Annotated in this window: 19 protein-coding genes and 1 pseudogene; 9 read left to right on the forward strand and 11 right to left on the reverse strand. The window is 69.1% G+C overall.

All coding sequences use genetic code 11. The features are described 5' to 3' along the window. Positions 1-264 precede the first annotated feature (264 nt). Complete coding sequence (locus tag ABD331_RS19030) at positions 265-405, reverse strand: hypothetical protein (RefSeq protein WP_344476454.1); 141 nt, start codon at positions 403-405, stop codon at positions 265-267. A gap of 454 nt (positions 406-859) precedes the next feature. Here ABD331_RS19030 and ABD331_RS19035 point away from each other — a divergent pair, with 454 nt between their 5' ends. Both ABD331_RS19035 and ABD331_RS19040 read left to right on the forward strand, forming a co-directional pair. Beyond that, positions 860-1,087, forward strand: coding sequence for a hypothetical protein (locus ABD331_RS19035; protein WP_344476456.1), 228 nt, complete (start codon positions 860-862; stop codon positions 1,085-1,087). A gap of 60 nt (positions 1,088-1,147) precedes the next feature. Beyond that, entirely contained in the window at positions 1,148-1,834 is a 687-nt protein-coding gene (locus ABD331_RS19040) for a hypothetical protein (RefSeq protein ID WP_344476459.1), read from the forward strand. Positions 1,835-1,907: 73 nt separating this feature from the next. Here the strand turns inward: ABD331_RS19040 and ABD331_RS19045 are convergent, their stop codons facing one another. The 3 genes from ABD331_RS19045 to ABD331_RS19055 all read right to left on the reverse strand — a co-directional run bounded on the left by ABD331_RS19045 (position 1,908) and on the right by ABD331_RS19055 (position 4,747). After that, positions 1,908-2,777, reverse strand: coding sequence for a serine/threonine protein kinase (locus tag ABD331_RS19045; protein WP_344476461.1), 870 nt, complete (start codon positions 2,775-2,777; stop codon positions 1,908-1,910). A 151-nt stretch (positions 2,778-2,928) separates the two neighbouring features. Further along, positions 2,929-4,035, reverse strand: coding sequence for a glycosyltransferase (locus ABD331_RS19050; RefSeq protein WP_344476463.1), 1,107 nt, complete (start codon positions 4,033-4,035; stop codon positions 2,929-2,931). A gap of 1 nt (position 4,036) precedes the next feature. Next, a complete protein-coding gene (locus ABD331_RS19055; protein WP_344476465.1) occupies positions 4,037-4,747 on the reverse strand; it encodes a TetR/AcrR family transcriptional regulator in 711 nt (236 codons plus the stop codon). Between the two features lie 69 nt (positions 4,748-4,816). On the opposite strand from ABD331_RS19055, the gene ABD331_RS19060 reads away from it, so the two are divergent. Then, complete coding sequence (locus ABD331_RS19060) at positions 4,817-5,350, forward strand: recombinase family protein (RefSeq protein ID WP_344476467.1); 534 nt, start codon at positions 4,817-4,819, stop codon at positions 5,348-5,350. Positions 5,351-5,840: 490 nt separating this feature from the next. After that, positions 5,841-7,139, forward strand: a complete 1,299-nt coding sequence (locus ABD331_RS19065) for a coiled-coil domain-containing protein (RefSeq protein WP_344476469.1) — start codon at positions 5,841-5,843, stop codon at positions 7,137-7,139. A gap of 460 nt (positions 7,140-7,599) precedes the next feature. Here the strand turns inward: ABD331_RS19065 and ABD331_RS60965 are convergent, their stop codons facing one another. Further along, positions 7,600-8,313: a response regulator transcription factor gene (locus ABD331_RS60965; RefSeq protein ID WP_425566013.1), complete on the reverse strand. Its 714-nt coding sequence runs from the start codon at positions 8,311-8,313 to the stop codon at positions 7,600-7,602. Positions 8,314-8,640: 327 nt separating this feature from the next. On the opposite strand from ABD331_RS60965, the gene ABD331_RS19070 reads away from it, so the two are divergent. Both ABD331_RS19070 and ABD331_RS19075 read left to right on the forward strand, forming a co-directional pair. Beyond that, positions 8,641-9,447: an alpha/beta fold hydrolase gene (locus tag ABD331_RS19070; RefSeq protein WP_344476471.1), complete on the forward strand. Its 807-nt coding sequence runs from the start codon at positions 8,641-8,643 to the stop codon at positions 9,445-9,447. After that, the gene (locus ABD331_RS19075) at positions 9,444-10,232 is read left to right on the forward strand and encodes a MerR family transcriptional regulator (RefSeq protein WP_344476474.1); all 789 of its coding nucleotides are present in this window, start codon (positions 9,444-9,446) and stop codon (positions 10,230-10,232) included. Before ABD331_RS19070 ends, ABD331_RS19075 begins: the two co-directional genes overlap by 4 nt. Before the next feature lie 18 nt (positions 10,233-10,250). On the opposite strand, the gene ABD331_RS19080 is transcribed toward ABD331_RS19075, so the two are convergent. Then, the gene (locus tag ABD331_RS19080) at positions 10,251-10,412 is read right to left on the reverse strand and encodes a Tn3 family transposase (protein ID WP_344476476.1); all 162 of its coding nucleotides are present in this window, start codon (positions 10,410-10,412) and stop codon (positions 10,251-10,253) included. A 110-nt stretch (positions 10,413-10,522) separates the two neighbouring features. On the opposite strand from ABD331_RS19080, the gene ABD331_RS19085 reads away from it, so the two are divergent. Beyond that, a complete protein-coding gene (locus tag ABD331_RS19085; RefSeq protein WP_344476519.1) occupies positions 10,523-10,741 on the forward strand; it encodes a hypothetical protein in 219 nt (72 codons plus the stop codon). A gap of 6 nt (positions 10,742-10,747) precedes the next feature. On the opposite strand, the gene ABD331_RS19090 is transcribed toward ABD331_RS19085, so the two are convergent. Beyond that, positions 10,748-11,356, reverse strand: coding sequence for a TetR/AcrR family transcriptional regulator (locus ABD331_RS19090; RefSeq protein ID WP_344476478.1), 609 nt, complete (start codon positions 11,354-11,356; stop codon positions 10,748-10,750). 99 nt (positions 11,357-11,455) lie between these two features. Here ABD331_RS19090 and ABD331_RS19095 point away from each other — a divergent pair, with 99 nt between their 5' ends. Both ABD331_RS19095 and ABD331_RS19100 read left to right on the forward strand, forming a co-directional pair. After that, entirely contained in the window at positions 11,456-12,601 is a 1,146-nt protein-coding gene (locus tag ABD331_RS19095; RefSeq protein WP_344476480.1) for an FAD-dependent oxidoreductase, read from the forward strand. Further along, positions 12,598-13,257, forward strand: a complete 660-nt coding sequence (locus ABD331_RS19100) for a DUF3159 domain-containing protein (protein WP_344476482.1) — start codon at positions 12,598-12,600, stop codon at positions 13,255-13,257. The genes ABD331_RS19095 and ABD331_RS19100 overlap by 4 nt, the downstream gene beginning before the upstream one ends. A gap of 306 nt (positions 13,258-13,563) precedes the next feature. Here ABD331_RS19100 and ABD331_RS19105 read toward each other — a convergent pair whose 3' ends face one another. From ABD331_RS19105 to ABD331_RS19120, 4 genes and pseudogenes are all read right to left on the reverse strand, one after another. Beyond that, positions 13,564-14,352 carry an ABC transporter permease gene (locus tag ABD331_RS19105; RefSeq protein ID WP_344476485.1) on the reverse strand — a complete coding sequence of 263 codons (789 nt, stop codon included), beginning with the start codon at positions 14,350-14,352 and terminating at the stop codon, positions 13,564-13,566. Next, positions 14,349-15,119: an ABC transporter permease gene (locus ABD331_RS19110; RefSeq protein WP_344476487.1), complete on the reverse strand. Its 771-nt coding sequence runs from the start codon at positions 15,117-15,119 to the stop codon at positions 14,349-14,351. The genes ABD331_RS19105 and ABD331_RS19110 overlap by 4 nt, the downstream gene beginning before the upstream one ends. Then, on the reverse strand, positions 15,116-15,844 hold the full coding sequence (locus ABD331_RS19115; RefSeq protein ID WP_344476489.1) for an ABC transporter ATP-binding protein: 729 nt from the start codon (positions 15,842-15,844) through the stop codon (positions 15,116-15,118). The genes ABD331_RS19110 and ABD331_RS19115 overlap by 4 nt, the downstream gene beginning before the upstream one ends. A gap of 186 nt (positions 15,845-16,030) precedes the next feature. Continuing rightward, positions 16,031-16,236, reverse strand: a pseudogene (locus ABD331_RS19120) (hypothetical protein); the annotation flags it as partial.

The following is a 16,236-nucleotide window of genomic DNA, read 5'->3' on the forward strand; positions in this document are numbered from 1 at the left end:
GCGCGGTCCCGGCGGCGTCCAGCCAGACCGTGTGACGTCACGCTGGAAGATGTCCGGCGGCTCGGTCATGATCCACGCAGGAACAGGCGGCACCGCGGGGCCCTCAGGGCGCCGCTGAGCGCCGATCTCCGCGTCAGGGTCGGCGGGATTGCGCGGCGGCCGGAAGGTGAGACGTTCGCGGGCCGGTGGCGGCAGCGGCGTGGACCGCACCCGCGCGTGCCAGCGCGCCCAGTTGTCGGGCGTCCAGGCGGCGAGATAGCGCTGCTAGTCGGTGATGGTCGTGCCCTGCCCGATGGGATCGACCATGGCCTCAGCGCCGGCCTGTGAGCACGGATAGAGGCCGCGCAGGATCTGCGCGGCCTGGGCGCGATGCGGCGGAACGGGCTCGGCGAGGCCGTCGGCCACGTCGTGACCGACGTCGCTGTTGTCGTCACCTGCCGAGGTCGCCTTCGCGTTCGTCGGACGCGGTGCCCGGCCGGGGGACTTCCGGCTCAGCCTCCGGCGGCGGGGCGGGCGCGCTCACTGACTGATGACTCTCCTGACGACACTCCCTATTCCCTTGGCCAGGTCGCTGTTCAACGGTTGAACAGGTCGCCGTCTCCCAGCGTCGTCCTGCCCGTCGTCCGGGTGCTCGGCGGCTCTGCCCTGGCCTGGCCGGTGATCTCCTGGCGCGACTCCGAGCTGCAGGGGCGGGAGAGGGAGATCTGGGTCTCCCACCCACCACACGGGCCGTGGTCCTCAACCGCTGCCGGGGATGAAGCCGTTGTGAAGCGGCTGTGAAGCCGCTGGCTGCTTGGTTGATGAGGATGGCGGCCCGGACACCTCCAAGGAGGGCCGCCACAAGCCGAAGGAGAAGACCGTGAAGAAACGTTCCGTTCGGCCCCGCACGACAGCCCGGCGGACCGCCGTCGTACTTGCCGTGGCCGGTGTGCTGTCAGTCGGCGTCACGGCCGCGCCGGCCTCCGCGGACGCCGGCAGCCCGGCGCACAACCTCTGGCACTGGATATGCGGCTGCGATCACGGCATCGCGTCGATCAACCTCGAGGACACCGTGCGGGCCGAGTGGGAGGCCCGGCTCAACCGCTGAGCCGCCTCGTCCCAACGCCTGGCGTCGCGGCTCCGTCAAGGTCCTGCGAGGGAGACTCCCTTGATCTTTTCGCCTTTCGCACGCCGCCTGTGCGTGCTCCTCATCGCCGCCCCAGCAGCCCTGTTGCCTGCGCCTGCGGGGGCAGTATCCACATTCGAGCAGGCCGGACGTGCCGGTACGGCGCACCCGTTCGGGCTGCCGTCCGTGGCGAAGGTCGGGGCCGAGGGCAATCGGGTGACGCTCTCGTGGTTGCCGGCCGGAGATGACTGGGTGGAGCTCGGCCGGTCGGTCGGCGCCTTCGAGAACCTGGCCGCGGCTGCGGCCGCCGGCCTGACCGGCGAGCAGGTGCTGGCCCGCTCCCCCGCCGTCCGGGCCTACCTGCTGGCCCGGGTCAGGGTGAGCCAGGGCGGGCGGGCCTGCGCTTCCGACCTCGCTCCGCTGGAGCGGCTGCTCGCCGAGGGCGCCCGGTTCACCTTCGCGTGCCCGGACCCGGTGCGGGAGGTCGATGTCCGGATCGGGGCGCTGACCGACCTGCACGAGGCGTATCGGACCATGCTCACCGCCGAGTCGCCGGCCGTACCGGAGAAGGCGCTGCTGACCTCGGCGGCCGACACGCGCACGCTGCACTTCGACCCGTCGGCGGCGGGCGGCGCGCCGCCCGTGGTGCCGGCCGTCGCGCTGGTGACCGCGATCGGTGCGCTGGCCGCCTTCCTCGTACGGCGTCGCCGCCCGGAGGTGCGCGTATGAACGGCGTCACCGGCCCGGATGTGACTTTCATGGCTAAATGGCGCTGATTTCGCATGATATTGATGGCGCCCGCTCAGCGGCTGTCGGGGTTGGCGGTAAGCCAGCTCAGCAATTGAGCCGCGCAGGGTCGCGACTGGGGATCTTTCGCCAGGCAGGCCAGTGCGAGCAGTCGCAGGGGTTCGGGTACGCAGGTCAGGTCGGGTTCGCCGGTCATGATGGAATGCATCACGGCGGGCAGCGTTCTGCCGGGGAACGCAGGGCGGCCGGTGGCGGCGAACACCATGGTGGCGGCCCAGGCGAAAAGGTCAGTGGCCGGGCTGAGCGGGCGCTCCGTGAGTTGTTCCGGCGCCATGTAGGAGGGTGTCCCGGCGTTTCTGGATCGGGTGTTGACGTGATCCAGCAATTGGGCGATGCCGAAGTCGATGACGACGGGGCCTTCCGAGCTCATGATCACATTGGCGGGTTTGATGTCGCGGTGAATGACGCCGGCGCGGTGGATCGCCATGAGCGCGGACAGCGTGGCGACCGCCAGCCGATGTAAGCCGCTGCCGCTACGCGGTCCGTCGCGGCGCACTAGATCTCGTAGCGATGGGCCGGCGATGTACTCGCTGACGATATATGGACAATCCCGGATCAGGCCCGCCTCGAGGAGGGTAGCGGTGCAGAACGGAGCCAGTTTCCGGACCAGGTTGGCCTCGCGCAAGAACCGGTGTTGTTCGGGCGCGTCCATCGCCTCCCATGCGTGCGGGACTTTGATGGCCACGTTGCCCATGCTCTTCGACATTCCGAGGTAGACCCTGCCCTGGCCGCCTTCGCCGAGCACGCCGAGAACTCGATAGTTGCCGATCCACGCCGGTCTGGCACAGTTTCGACGGGATAGTACGCGGGTGGTGTCGTTCGTGACCATGGTGTGCATCGGTTGCATGCCGTCCTCCTGGAACACCGCGTGAGTGGTGTGTCTTCGTAGGGCCGCCGGCCCGGTGCGGGGGCCGATCTGATTCGGAATGCGCGGCCGGCCTGATCGGCCCACGGCACAGCAGCGCTGGCCAGAGGAGACGATGAGCCATGACGTGCCGCTGGGGAGGTAGCGGGCGTCAGGCGTCCGCGACGGTGAGAGAGCGGATCAGGTCTGCGCCGACCAGGGCGCCGTTGCCGCTGCGGATGCGTGTGCCGAGGCGAGCGGCGGCTTGCTGGTGCGGGCCGGGCCTGAGCATGCCTTTGATCACCTCGCGTACGTGCTCTGGGCGTGCCGTTCTGCGTACCATCGTGGCCGCTTCCTGCTGCTGCAGGATCCGCCCGATCATGGGCTGGTCGAGCATGGGGTGCATCGGCATGATCACTAGCGGCAGGTTGTGAGCGAGAGCCTGCATGGCGGTGCCGTGACCTCCATGGCTCACCACGAGACTGACCTGTGGCATGACCTCGCTGTGGGGTAGGTACCGGTGCAGGTCGACGTTGCCGGGCACACGTAGACGTGTGGGGTCCACGGCTTCGCCGGTCGTCACGATGGCCTCTACGGGCAGGGCGGACACCGCGTCCAGAAGCAGTTGCAGGGCGGCGGTCTGGCCGTTGTAGTGGACCGTACTGAGACTGATGAGGATTCGATGCCCGTCCAGTGCGGCCGCTGTGGGAGGAGCCGCGTCTGCAGGCCAGGTGACTCCGGTGTGGGTGAGTGTTGCCGGTAGCCGGCGTCGGTCGATCGGATCAATGTCAGGTAAACCGGCGACCAACAGAGATTGGGCCGATGACCAGAGCCTGGCCGGGCGCTGTCCGTGGAGGGTGGCGATGAGGCCCACTGGTCCGCGACTCCAGCGGTGGCGCAGATAGGCGTAGAGGGTGTGGGCCAGGACGGCGTACCTTATCCCGTTCGCGTGGGCGGCCTGCAACGCGCCCAGGCACATGCAGTCGATCACCACCAACTGAGGGTGTTCCTTGGCCACCACGGCCAGCAGATCCTTGCCTGGGCCGACGTCGGTGAACATGGCGAAGATCTTCACCGTTGAGGCGGGCTCGGTCGCGGACCACGGCCGCGCGTGCCGGTATGGGGTGAACCGGAGCCCTGCCGTCTCGATGCGCTCGCGCTGCTGCGGATGACCGAGAAAGGTGACCGTGTTTTCCCTGCGGCGTAACTCGGCGGCGATGGCGAGCGCCGGCGGTAGATTGCCGCCGCCGTCCCAGGTGACGAACAAGATCTTGGCCATTTCACTGCCCCTTTGGTGCGGACGCCAGGATCGCGCCAATGAGGTACATGACTCGCATCCGCGCCACATCGCGTTCCAGCCCTTGATCCCGGCGAAGCAGCTTCCAGGTGTAGATGTCCGTCGCGACGACGAGCAGATCCGTCAGCATGTCGTGAGCATCGACGGGATGAGGCTCAAGCTGAGGTGCGAACACCTGCTCAACCCACTTTCGGTGGCTTAGCCGGCCACGCTCACTGATCGCGCGGGCCCGTTCGTCGCTGAACTCCTGAGCCAGCAGGCGCAGCACCATGTCGCCGCGCCTTTCGTAGTGCTCGACGATGACATCGAGCGCGGCCTCGGCATCACCGACGGGAGTGGCCCGCTCGTCCGTGACCTCGTCGCGGGCGAACTGGTCGAGAGCATCGAACAAGCCATCTCGGCTGCCGAAATGGCGCAGCAGCGTCTGCACGCTGACTCCTGCACGCTCGGCGACATCACTCAGCACGATCTCCAACGACATCTTCTCGTGGGACAGGTCGAAGGCGGCCTGCAGAATGCGCCGGCGTGTGCGGGCCGTCGCCTCTGCCCTTGCTGTCATCCGGTAGCTTCTAGACGTATTCATGATAACGATAGTTAACGTGAAAAATGATTTCGCGTCAATAGCAAGTAACGCGAAATTGGCGGTCGATGATCCGCTGGCCGCCGAACCCGCCAACCCCTCCGGCGCCCTCATCGGTTACGCCCGCGCACCGCCGGCCAACTTCTCGACCGCCAGATCACCGCGCTCAAGGCGGCCGGGTGCATGCGGATCTTCTCCGACAAGAAGTCCGGCAAGAACGCCGAACGCGACGAACTGGCCAAAGCGCTGGACTACCTGCGCGAAGGCGACACCCTTGTGGTTCCCTCCCTCGACCGGCTCGGCCGCTCCCTGCAAGACCTCATCGCGATCGTCGCCGGCCTGCGCAAGCGTGGCATCGGCTTCCGCTCCCTGCACGAGGCCCTGGACACCACCACCCCTGGCGGCCGGCTGGTCTTTCACGTCTTCGCCGCCCTGGCGGAGTTCATCCGCGAACTTATTGTCGAAGGCACCCGCGAGGGCCTGGACGCCGCTCGCGCTCGCGGCCAGCGCCTGGGCCGCCCGCCAGCCATGACGCCCGAGCAGATCCGCCACGCCCGTGACCTGCTCACCCACCCGGGCAACAGCGTCTCCAGCATCGCCCGGCTGCTTGGCGTCAGCCGCTCCACCATCTATAAATACGTGCCCGAGCTCACCACCGGCGACCGGCCCACGCTGACCGAGCCCGCGAGCCGGGGCCCATTGCCGAGCGGCCGGTAGACGCTGTTCCCCCTTCCTGCTCGCCGAGTCCGGGAAGGGGACTGTACGACTCTGGCCGACAGCGCGACGGTGAAGAGATGGATCCACAGCAGCCGTCGCCGGCCGAGTTGAGCAGCGCTCAGCGTGAGCGGGCGCTGGAACGCTACCGAGCCGGCAATGGATACGAGGCCGGAGCGGGAGAGGGAACCACCGCTATGAGCGGTTTGTCTCCTCCTGAGTGCTGCGATCTGCTGACCAACCCCGGCGAACGCCAATTTACGTGGCTAGTCCCACATGCGCCCAGAGAACGCGTGCTCGGCCACCCCGCACGTCAACCCAGGCACCGCCACCAGCGAGCGAAGCGCCCCCCCTCTGGACGAGCCGACGCTCTCGCGTTATGAACTTGCGGGAATTCTGCCTTCTCGCAAGTAACTTGCAGTGTGGAGCGACGCAACAAACTCGATTTTCTGATTTCTATTTTCTAGAAAATCAAAAATGCTATGCTGGCGTCGTGACAGCGGATACCAGCCTCGTAACCCCCTGTAAGCACTGCGGTGCCCCCATCGAGCAGCGGCGTGGGAGAGGGCGGCCCAAGGCGTACTGTCCTGAGAAGGACTGTCAGGCGGCGGCCAAGCGGGAGAGGGAGCTGCGGCGCGCCACCCCAGGGCTGGAAGGGGCGTTGGCCAGGGCGGAGCAGTTGTACGACCGGATGGAGAGCGGGCTGGCCGCCGCCATTGAGCCGCTGGCGCGGGCGCTGGCTGAGGAGCTGAGTCCGGCCGGGGTGGAGGCCAAGCTGAGCGCTGTGCAGGCTGAGGCGCATACGCGGGTGGCGATCGCGCGTACCGAGCGGGAGCAGGCGTTCGAGCAGGTACGGATCGCGCGGGAGGCGACCGAGCATGCGCGCAGGCAGACGGCTGAGATGCGGGTGCGGCTCGAAGAGGCCGAGCAGGAGCGGGAGACCGCGCTGGGGGATGCAGAAAGGGCGCGTGAGCAGGCGCTGGCCGCGTTGCGGGAGGCGGCGAGTACTGAGCGGCAGGCGTTGCAGGCGGCTGAGGAGGCCAAGCGGCGGGCCGAGGTGGCTGAGCGGAGGGCTGAGGAGGCGGTTCGTCGGGCTGAGCTGATCGAGCAGGCCCGGGATCAGGCTGTGCAGGAGCTGGCTGAGCGGGTTGAGCTGGCCGGCAGGCAGGTGGAGGAGGCTCGGGCCGAAAGCGTGCGGGTGCGGGAAGAAGCTCGGGCCGAGAGTGTGCGGGCTCAGGAAGAGGCTCGGGTTGAGATCGTGCGGGTGCAAGAGGAGGCGCAGGCGGAGGTCGTACGGGCGCAGGAAGGTGTTGCGTTGGCGCGGGGGGAGCGGGATCGCGCCCGGGAGGAGGCGGCGGCGGCCGTTCAGTTGCGGGAGCAGGCTGAACGGGAGGTGATCGGGGCGAGGGCGCGGGAGGAGGCGGCGGCGCAGGAGCGGGAGCGGGCCGTGGAGCGGGCCGTCAGGGCCGAGCGGGCGGCTGCCGAGGCTGAGCGGGATCGGGCGGTGGCGCTCAAGGATGCCGCGCAGGCGGCGGAGGAGGCCGAGCGGCTCGCCGGGAAGGTGACGGCTGTGGAAGGGGAAGGGGCCGCGGCTTTGGCGCGGGAGCGCAAGGCGGTGTCGCGGGAGAAGTCGCGGGCTGATGCGGCGGTCAAGGAGCGCGATCGGCTGCAGGGGGAGTTGCGGCTGGAGCAGATACGGCTGCAGGATTTGCGGGCCGAGCTGGAGGCTGTGCGGGCGGAGGCGGCGCAGTTGCGGGAACGGGCGGTGGCGGCGGAGATGCGTTCGTCGTGAAGTTGGGGATGCTGGGTGACATGAGATCGAGGGCTCTCGGGTGATTGCTCTGCAGTGCTCCTGGCTTGCCGGGAATGTGCGGCTCCAGTCTGAGATCAGGTAGGCGTTTCCGGTGGCTGTCCCGTGTGCAGAGGACGGGCTGCCGGTCGGCTCTGGTTTGTGGCGATGGGGTGGCGGTGTCGGCGATCTGCTGCAGGATCGGGCGGCCATGGCCTGGTGGATGTCGGTGTTCGCGGGGTGGGCTTAGGTGGGCATGCCGCTTTGGGTGATCGGTCACGCCGTGCGCCTTCGGTCTGCGTGAGTGTGCGGATGCACGCTGACGACAGACTTTCGTCACCGTCTGTTGTTCAACGGATACTCACTGTTGTTGAGTGGGGTGCCTGCCCTTTGCAGGCGGTCCCGTACAGCGAAGGAGTCCTCCATGAAGAACGTCCTCCGATCAGCCGCTCTGCTCCTGGTCTCAGCTACTGCCGCCGCCGGTCTCGCGATGCCCGCCTCGGCGGCGGCTTCTGGCGCGGCAGCCGCTGCCGGCGCGCGTAACAGTTTGAATTGCAGGACGTGGGTCGATGGCTACAGGGGATTCGCGGAGTGCACCAACAACACGAATCGGGCGATCGCCTTTCGGGTCACGATCGTGTGCGGGTTGTGGCCGGACACTGCGGGCCGGTGGATAACACTCAACCAGGGGCAGAGAGGGACATCCGAGGGGGAATGCGGCGGGGGGTCGGGGGCCGGTAGCGCTAACTGGCAAGAGGGCTGATTCTCGGGAGCACCGCAGTGGCGCTGGTGGAGGCTGCTGCGGTGCTTCCCCCCGGAAGGGAGGTGAGTGGGGAGACCAGGCCGCGGCGATGACGAGTTGGACGCGGTCGCCGGCGCCGAGTTTGGTGAGGAGGCCGGCGATCTCGGCCTTGGCGGTGCCCGGGCTCATGTGCAGGGCGGCGGCGATTTCGGCGTTGGACAGGCCGCGTCCTGAGCCAGTACCTCGCGTTCTCGGGCGGTGACCGCCTGGGAGGTCGCGGGCCGGGGTTCGGGGCGGGTGGCGAAGTCGGCGATGAGGCGGCGGGTGACGCTGGGGGACGGCGGACAGCATGTCCTCCAAGTGCCAGGTCTTTGACCAGGAATCCGCTCGCAGTGCACCGTGGACGTTGTCGTCGTCGTCGAATGTGGTGAGCATGATCACGCGGGTGTGTCGGGAGTCGGGGTCCCAGTAGCAATGAAGAAACGTCCAACGAAGTAGCGTCTGACCTGCTGTAACAAAGACCACCTTCGGCTGACGGCTCGGTTCGATCACGGTGCTGGATCATCCTGCGCGGTGCCGGGTTGATGGAGTTCAGCGACCCCGGACCCGGATTTGTCGTGACCGGCCTACCGGTCCGGAGTGACTGCCCGCCTTGCGTTCAGGCGAAGTCAGGCGCTTGGTCGCATGCCCGCTCGGCGCATGTGCGCGATGCCTTCGCCCTGGGTTTGACCTTGACCCTAGGTCAGGGTGCACGCTGAACGGGTGAGCAACATCAACTCCTCCTGGAGCGGCATGGTGCCGGTCGATGACACCGCGCTGGCCGTGACCGACACCGGTGGGCCCGGCCGCCCCGTGATCTACCTCAATGGCCAGTTCGCCAGTCAGGCGTACTGGCGGCAGGTCATCGCCGAACTCGGCAGCGACTACCGGCACATCACCTACGACATGCGGGCCCGCGGCCGATCGAAGCGTTCGGCCGCGGCCGCTTCGTTCGAGACGCACGTCCGTGATGTCGATGCCGTCCTTGCGGCCAGGGGCGTGGACCGGCCGCTTGTGGTCGGCTGGTCCTACGGCGCGGCGGTCGCGGTGCACTGGGCCGCCCGGAATCCGGACCGCGCCCTGGGCGTGGTGCCCGTGGACGGCGCCTACCCGCACGACTACCCCGACGCGCCCCCGGAACGGGTCCGGCAGTTCTGGCGCCGGATGCGCCGGCTGCTGCCATTGCTCTCCAGGCTGGGCATGGCCGCGAGGATGTCCGCCGAGCAGCATGCGCAGAGCAACATCGAGCTCATCGAGATCAGCGCCGCCCTCGGCCCGGTCCTGGACGGTGTGACCTGCCCGGTGCGGTACGTGGTCGCCACGGGCGCCAACCTCGGGGGCGGCCATGATGAAATGGAAAGCGCGCGCGCCACCCTCACCCCGGTGCTCGCCCGCAACCCCGACATCCAGGTGAGTGCGAAGGTCGCCAGCAACCACAGCAAGATCGTGCGCAAGGACTTCCGCGCGGTCGCGGACGCGGTTCGCGAGCTGGCCGGCGCCCCACGATCACGAGGTCGGCAGAGCAGATGACGGACGGCGTCACGATCGGCCAGGCGGCGGCATTCGCCGGCGTCACGGTGAAGGCCATCCGGCACTACCACCGGCACAGGTTGATCAACGAACCCGCGCGCGACAGCTCCGGCTATCGACGCTACGGATCGGCCGACCTGCTGCGGCTGGTCCAGATCCGGACACTGGCCGGCGCCGGCGTGCCACTGGCCGAGATCGGGGCGATCCTCGATGCCGACCCCGACCGGTTCGCCACCGCACTCGTCGACGCCGAACGGCACCTCACCGACCGGATCGACGATCTGATCGCGCGGCGTGAGACGCTGCGCCGGCTCGCCACCGGCGACCGGGCCCTGCTGCCCGAACGCGCTCTCGCCCTCCTGGACAGGGCCGCCGATCTCGGCTTCACCCCGGATGACGTGAGGATGGCCAGGGAAGGTCTGGTGCTGATCAAAGCCCTGGTGCCGGAGGGCTTCGACGACTACATCTCCCGGGTCCAGCGCGCCCTGGACGACCCTCGGTACATGTCTCTGATCAGGCGCATGTGGCGTGCCGCCGAATGGGAGCCGGACGACCCCCGCATCGACGAACTCGCCACGGCCATCGCCGGCCACTTCCTCGCCCATCCGGCGCTGCTGCCCATCCCGGCCGGCCTCCAGGCCCGCACCGACAGCGCGAGCCGGTACAGCCTGCTCACCCACCACGGACACGAGCGGAAACCGGCCTGGACCCGGTTGACCGCATTGATCGAGACGCGGCTGCGCTCGGCCGGGATCGACATCGCGGACGAGACTCCCCTTGGCTGAACTCTCAAATCGCATCCTTCAGCGCGGCGGCCAGGGTGTTCTGGCGGGAGTCGGAAGGTCGGTCGCGTTGCCCAGAACGTCGTCCAGTACGAAGTGCGCCTCCCGCGCCGTCTGCACGATGATCTTGGTGCCGTACGTCGACCACTGATCGGAGACATGGGTGTAGGCCAACACGGTCATCGTCGACCACCATTACCAGTTGGCGTTCGGCGGCGGCACCATGAGCTCATCCGGCGGCCGGCGGTTCCCTGTCCGTGGCAAGACCCTGACCGGCCGGACCAGGCGGTCAGGTGCCTTCGACCTATATCCACGTCTCCGGCGCGCTGGTCCAGGAGCTGGCCGGTCGGGCCGGTGCTCGGCTGTCGGAGGTCCTGGCCGTCACGATCCTCAGGTCCGCAGCGCTGCCCCGGCTGATGCGGGTCCCGCGCGTGCGGGGTGTCGATGACTTCGCTCTCAAGCGACGGGTCCGGTGCCTACGGCGAGGCGCCCTCGCCGAGGTGTGCTGGTGAGCGTCCTCAGGAGGACGTGGTCGGTCCGGTCAGGCAGTGCTGCACGAGCGGCCCGAACCGGCTGACCAGTTCGTCGACGGACGATGACGCGATCGGTTCGATCCGGACGATGTAGCGCGCCACGGTGAGGCCCAGGAGCTGGACGTTGACCATGCCGGCCCGGGACGCGGCGTCCGGTGTGCCGAGGAGTGCCGCCACCCGGCTGGTGATCTCCCGGTCGATGTACTCGCGGATCAACGTTTCGGACTGGTCGCCGGTCGGGGCCGGCCGGGTGAGCATGGCGAGCGGGGTGCGGCCCGACGCGTCGATGCTCTCCACGAGTGTCCGGATGATGCGCTCGCCGATGCCGTCGAGGCCGCCGGTGAAGATCGATTCGATGGCCGGCGGGAGCTGGGCGGACATCTCGACGGCGGCGGCGAACAGGCCCTGTTTGCTGCCGAAGAAGTAGAACACCATCGCTGAGTCGACTTCCGCGCGGGCGGCGACCGCGCGGACCGTGGTGCCGGCGTAGCCGTGCTCGCCGAACAGCGCGCGTGCCGCGTCCAGGATCCGCTGCTTGCTCTCGGCGCCCGTCCGCCAGCGACCTGGGCGCGGGGGGGAACCATGTTCTGTCATGACCGGGCCAGTCTATCGGCAGTTTCTTCATCACAGGTGGACTTTCGTCTCCGGGCCCCGGTAGCTTGAACTTCATCAGCGATGAAGAAAGGAGGCGCGATGAAGGTGATCGTGATCGGCGCCGGGCTGGGCGGATTGATGCTGGCCCAGGGCTTACGCCGATCGGGCATCGACGTCGTCGTGTACGAACGGGACGGCGCGCGGGGACGCCCGCAGGGTGTCAGCCTGCATGTCGACGACCGGGGCGCCAAGGCGCTGCGCGCGTGCCTGCCTCCGGCGCACGCCGCGATGGCCGAGGCCACGATGGGCGGGCCGCGCGAGCGGACGGTGACGTTGTCCGAAGTGGACGGCGCACTCACCGTCGTGGGTGCTCAGCCGTCCAACGGCGTGGCCGGCCGGCCGCGGCCCGGGCGGCAGGTCCATCGTCCGTTGCTGCGCGCGGTGCTGCTGACAGGGCTGGAGGACGTGGTCCGGTTCGGCACCGAGTTCACCCGGTACGAGCAGCGAGCCGACGGCACGGTCCGGGCGTGGTTCGCCGACGGCGGCACGGACACGGCGGACGTGCTGGTCGGCGCGGACGGGATCGGGTCGGCGGTCCGCCGCCAGTACCTGCCGCACGCGCGGGTGGCCGACACGGGACGGCGCATGCTCATGGGTGCGACCGCGCTGCGGATGATCGCCGACACCGGGCTGCCGGGGCTGATCGGCCACAGCCCCGCCGGCGTCCAGGTGGACGGCACCATGATGGTGCTGGGCGTGCTGCGCTTCACCGAGCCGCCGATGGCCGCGCGGCAGCGGTGGCTGCCCGCCCTGCCCCTCGACGCGGTCGCCACGGCCGAGGACTACGCGATGTGGGCCCTGCCGACCACTCAGGACCAGCTCGGCCAGGCCGGATCGCCGGACGCGAGGTGGCGCCGGGCCACGGAACTGAGCGTGAACCTACCCCCAGACCTGCGACGAGTCATCACCCAGGCGTGGCCGGACCTCACGGTCGCCCTGCGCATCGCGACCATTCCGCCGATACCCGCCTGGCCCGCCGGCCCGGTGACGGTCATCGGCGACGCCATCCACCTGGCCCCGGGCTTCGGCGGCAACCTGGCGATGCAGGACGCGCACCACCTCTGCCAGGCCCTGATCGCGACGCATCGCGGCCGGCTGGATCTGATCGACGCGATCGCCGCCTGCGAAGACACGATGCGCCGCGACGGCTTTCCCGCGCCCGCCGCGGCGAAGGCGGGCACATGAGCCTCAACGCACTGACCCAGACGTCGTTGTCCTGGTTCGCTGCGGTGGGCGGCTGGCGCACGGTCGCCGAAGGAGCCGCGTCCCGGGTGTTGTTCCTGATCGCCTATCTGGTGACCGATCAGGTGCCGGCCTCGGCACTGGTGGCCGTCGGGGGCGTGGCGGTGTTCGCCGTGGCTCGGGTGTTCACCGACAGGAAGTACTGGCAGGCGGCGGCCGGGCTGGTCGTCGTGGGGGCCTCCGCGTTGCTGGCCGGGAGCACCGGGCGCGCGGTCGACTTCTACCTGCCGACCGTGCTGATGCAGGTGGGCGGGGGTGCGGTGTTCCTCGCCTCCATGCTGGTGCGCTGGCCCGTGATCGGCTTGGCGGTGGGGGCAGCGCGCGCTGAACGGTTCGGCTGGCGGCGCGACCCCGCACGGCGACGGCGCTATCAGGCGTGCACGGCGGTCTTCGTGACGAAGTACGCCATCGCCACCATGGTGCTGGTACCTCTGTACCTGGCCGGGAAGGCGACTCCGCTCGGCATCGCCGCCACACTGCTGGGCGGTGCGCCCGCGATGGGCGTCTGCGTCTATCTGTGCTGGCGAATCCTGCGCGCTCAACCAGATCCGGCGACCGCGGCGGCCTTGGCGCCGGCCGTCATCGGGCAGAACAATTGAGCGGTCCGGCCGAACAACAATGGCGGTCGCTTCGTCCGTACGTGTCCCAGATGACGGCTCGCAGCGGGCGGCTACTTCTGGGCCGGCTTGTCGTAGAACCCGCTCGTCCACTCGCTGGGATGCTGGTGTCATAGGCGCCTCCGCCGTCCTCGCTCTCCCGGCCGACCGGGGCGTCGGAAGGGAAGATCCGCGGCATCCCTCGCCTCGCTGACCGTCGTGGAGGAGACAGGCGGCGGCTCAAGCAGCCGCAGCGACCGATTGAAGCAAACGGGAGCCCGAGGCTGAAGCACAGGCATGCCCATGTGGTCAGCTGCTCGCGCTGGAGTAACCGCGTACGCCCACGTGCCAGTAGAAACGCAGGGCCGCGACGGCTGCCACGCACATCGCGACACCGCCGAGGACAGGCAGCCAGCCGACCCCGTCCGTCAGCGCCTCGATGGGGAGGCTGGTGGCGAAACCCACGGGAAAGGCGAAGGTCAGGAAGGCGCGCGCGGCCGCCGGATAGCACGCCAGGGGGTAGCGGCCCGCCTCCATGAAGGCGTCGAAGACCGCGGTGATCGGCCCGGCGCCCTGCGTCCAGAACGCCATGTAGACCAGCGCCGACCAGGCGCACGTCAGCAGGACCAGCCCGCAGCAGCCGAGCACGATCGCCTGGACGACCTCGATCGGGCCTGGGCGCGCGCCCGCAGCCGCCAGCCCGGAGCAGAGCGTGACCAGACCGGTGGCGGACTTGCCCAGCTCGGCGGGCCTGATCCAGCGGAAGGTCAGGTAGAACTGCGCCGAGACCGGCCGGACCAGGACCAGGTCGAGTTCGCCCTTGGTGAGGTAGGCGGTCATCCGGGTGAGGTTGGGCGCGACGAAGGTTGCCAGCATGCCCGTCGTGATCTGGTACGCGCCGACGAGGGCGACGACCTCGGCGCCCGTCCAGCCGTTGATCTCATCGGCGTGGCCGTACAGGAACCAGACGGGCAGCAGGCCGACGAGCAGTTCGGCGAGTCCGACGGTCAGCGTGGCGACGAAGTGGGCGCGGTAGTGCGTCTCGCGCACCAGCGCCTGGATGAGGAAGCGGCGCATCAGCCGCAGGTGAGCACTCATGCGCCCACCGCCGCATACGCGCGCAGCCCGGCCCGCCACACCGCGCGCGCCCCCAGTACCGCGATCGCGGTGTAGGCGACCTGAAGGGCGAGGCCCGCGGCCAGGGCGGGCGCGCCCATGGCGATCTCCAGCGGGAAGGAGAGCATGAAGCGGTACGGCAGCGCCGACGTCCACTCCGGCATCAGCGCCAGCGGCACCACCCCGCCCGAGAGCACCCGGGCCAACAGCGCGTTGGCCGAGATGAGGCCGCCCACGTCGTCGAACCAGAACGCGAGCGAGCCGATCAGGTGGTCGACGGCGTAGACGAGGATCGCGGCCAGCGCCACGCTCACCGCGACGAGAGCCCAGCGGGCGTCCGGCAGTCTCACGTCGAGCAACCACCAGAGCAGCGCGATGGCCGGAGCCTGCCAGCAGAGCTTGAGCAGCTTCTCCACGAGGTTGTTGGCGATGCCGTCCAGCGGGCTGGGCACGGGCCTGACCAGCCAGACCGACAGCTCGCCGCGCCGGATGGAGGCCGCCAGGTACGGCGCGAGCCAGGATGAGGTGAGCATCTGTACTACGCCCATGAGCACGAAGTACGTGGTCAGGTACGTCTCGTCGACAGGCAGGCGGGCGCCCGAGCGCAGGGCGGCGCGCCAGATCAGCAGCGAGACGACCGGGGTGGCCAGCCCGCCGAGCACGTAGAAGGCGAACTCGCCGCGGTAGGCCATCGCCAGGCCGAGGTTGACCCCGAGCAGGCGGCGCAGCACGCGCAGTGTGGCCCTCATCGGGCACCGTCGTAGGCGATCCGGCCCTGCTCGATGACGACGATCCGCTGACAGAGCGCCTCGATGTCGCCCATGTCGTGGCTGGTGAGCACGATCGTGGTGCCGCGTTCCCTGTTGAGAGTGGCCAGGAAGCCGCGTACACGCGCCTTGGCCTCGGCGTCGAGGCCGATCGTCGGCTCGTCCAGGAACAACAGCTCGGGCCGGTGCAGCAGCGCGGCCAGCAGCTCCAGCCGCATGCGCTCGCCGAGGGAGGTCTTGCGCACCTGTACGGCCAGCAGGTCCGTCACCCCGAGCAGCTCGGCGAGTTCGGCCAGCGAGTCCCGGAAGTCTTTGTCGGACATTCCATACATGTCCTTGTGCAGCAGCAGGCTGTCCATGGCGGGCACGTCCCACCACAGCATGCTCTTCTGCCCCATCACCATGGAGATCCGGCGCAGGTGGTCACGCTCGCGCCTGGCGGGGATGCGGCCCAGCACGTTCAGCTCGCCCGAGGTGGGGTGGAGCAGCCCGCACAACATCTTCAGGGTGGTGGTCTTGCCTGCTCCGTTGGGGCCGAGCAGCCCAAGGAACTCGCCGCGCTCGACGGTGAAGCTGATGCGGTCGACGGCGAGCCGGGTTTCGTAGCGACGCCGTACGACGCTCTTCAAGGCGCCGAGGACTCCGGCGCCCTGCTGGTGGAATCGGTAGGTCTTGGTGAGATCACGGACTGTTACGACTGCGGGCATGCGCAACTTCGCCTTCACGGCCGGGGGAGGTTAGTGACGTGGGGGCACACGGCACGCCCGGCGGGGCTCGTGGCGCAACCGCTAGGCGGACCTAACGGCAGTTATCTCGCATGATCTGGATGCTACAAGGAATCGCTCACCTCGCTCGACCGATTTCGGCTCCCACCCGTGAAGGCGGCGCCCAGATCAAGGCCGATTCCGGCGGGCGGGGACAGGACGGTCCGGGGCTTGGGCCGGGCTCAGGGTCCGCGCGTCCGGGTGGAGGGCCCGGGCGCACAGCGTGAGCGTCTCCGCGAGTGCCACCCGGTCCGGACCGCCGACCTCGGCGAGCATGACGGCTTCGATGTCGTCGAGGGAGCGGTCGCATCGCCGCAGAACGTTCAGCCCTGCCG

Source organism: Nonomuraea monospora (assembly GCF_039531895.1).
Classification (GTDB): domain Bacteria; phylum Actinomycetota; class Actinomycetes; order Streptosporangiales; family Streptosporangiaceae; genus Nonomuraea; species Nonomuraea monospora.

Excerpts from the sequence above, each read along its gene's own strand:
- ABD331_RS19050 (WP_344476463.1), bottom strand. The coding sequence starts at position 4,035 with ATGGCCAAGATCTTGTTCGTCACCTGGGACGGCGGCGGCAATCTACCG.
- ABD331_RS19055 (WP_344476465.1), bottom strand. The coding sequence starts at position 4,747 with ATGAGGGCGCCGGAGGGGTTGGCGGGTTCGGCGGCCAGCGGATCATCG.
- ABD331_RS19060 (WP_344476467.1), top strand. The coding sequence starts at position 4,817 with ATGCGGATCTTCTCCGACAAGAAGTCCGGCAAGAACGCCGAACGCGAC.
- ABD331_RS60965 (WP_425566013.1), bottom strand. The coding sequence starts at position 8,313 with ATGCTCACCACATTCGACGACGACGACAACGTCCACGGTGCACTGCGA.
- ABD331_RS19075 (WP_344476474.1), top strand. The coding sequence starts at position 9,444 with ATGACGGACGGCGTCACGATCGGCCAGGCGGCGGCATTCGCCGGCGTC.
- ABD331_RS19080 (WP_344476476.1), bottom strand. The coding sequence starts at position 10,412 with ATGACCGTGTTGGCCTACACCCATGTCTCCGATCAGTGGTCGACGTAC.
- ABD331_RS19090 (WP_344476478.1), bottom strand. The coding sequence starts at position 11,356 with ATGACAGAACATGGTTCCCCCCCGCGCCCAGGTCGCTGGCGGACGGGC.
- ABD331_RS19095 (WP_344476480.1), top strand. The coding sequence starts at position 11,456 with ATGAAGGTGATCGTGATCGGCGCCGGGCTGGGCGGATTGATGCTGGCC.
- ABD331_RS19100 (WP_344476482.1), top strand. The coding sequence starts at position 12,598 with ATGAGCCTCAACGCACTGACCCAGACGTCGTTGTCCTGGTTCGCTGCG.
- ABD331_RS19105 (WP_344476485.1), bottom strand. The coding sequence starts at position 14,352 with ATGAGTGCTCACCTGCGGCTGATGCGCCGCTTCCTCATCCAGGCGCTG.
- ABD331_RS19110 (WP_344476487.1), bottom strand. The coding sequence starts at position 15,119 with ATGAGGGCCACACTGCGCGTGCTGCGCCGCCTGCTCGGGGTCAACCTC.
- ABD331_RS19115 (WP_344476489.1), bottom strand. The coding sequence starts at position 15,844 with ATGCCCGCAGTCGTAACAGTCCGTGATCTCACCAAGACCTACCGATTC.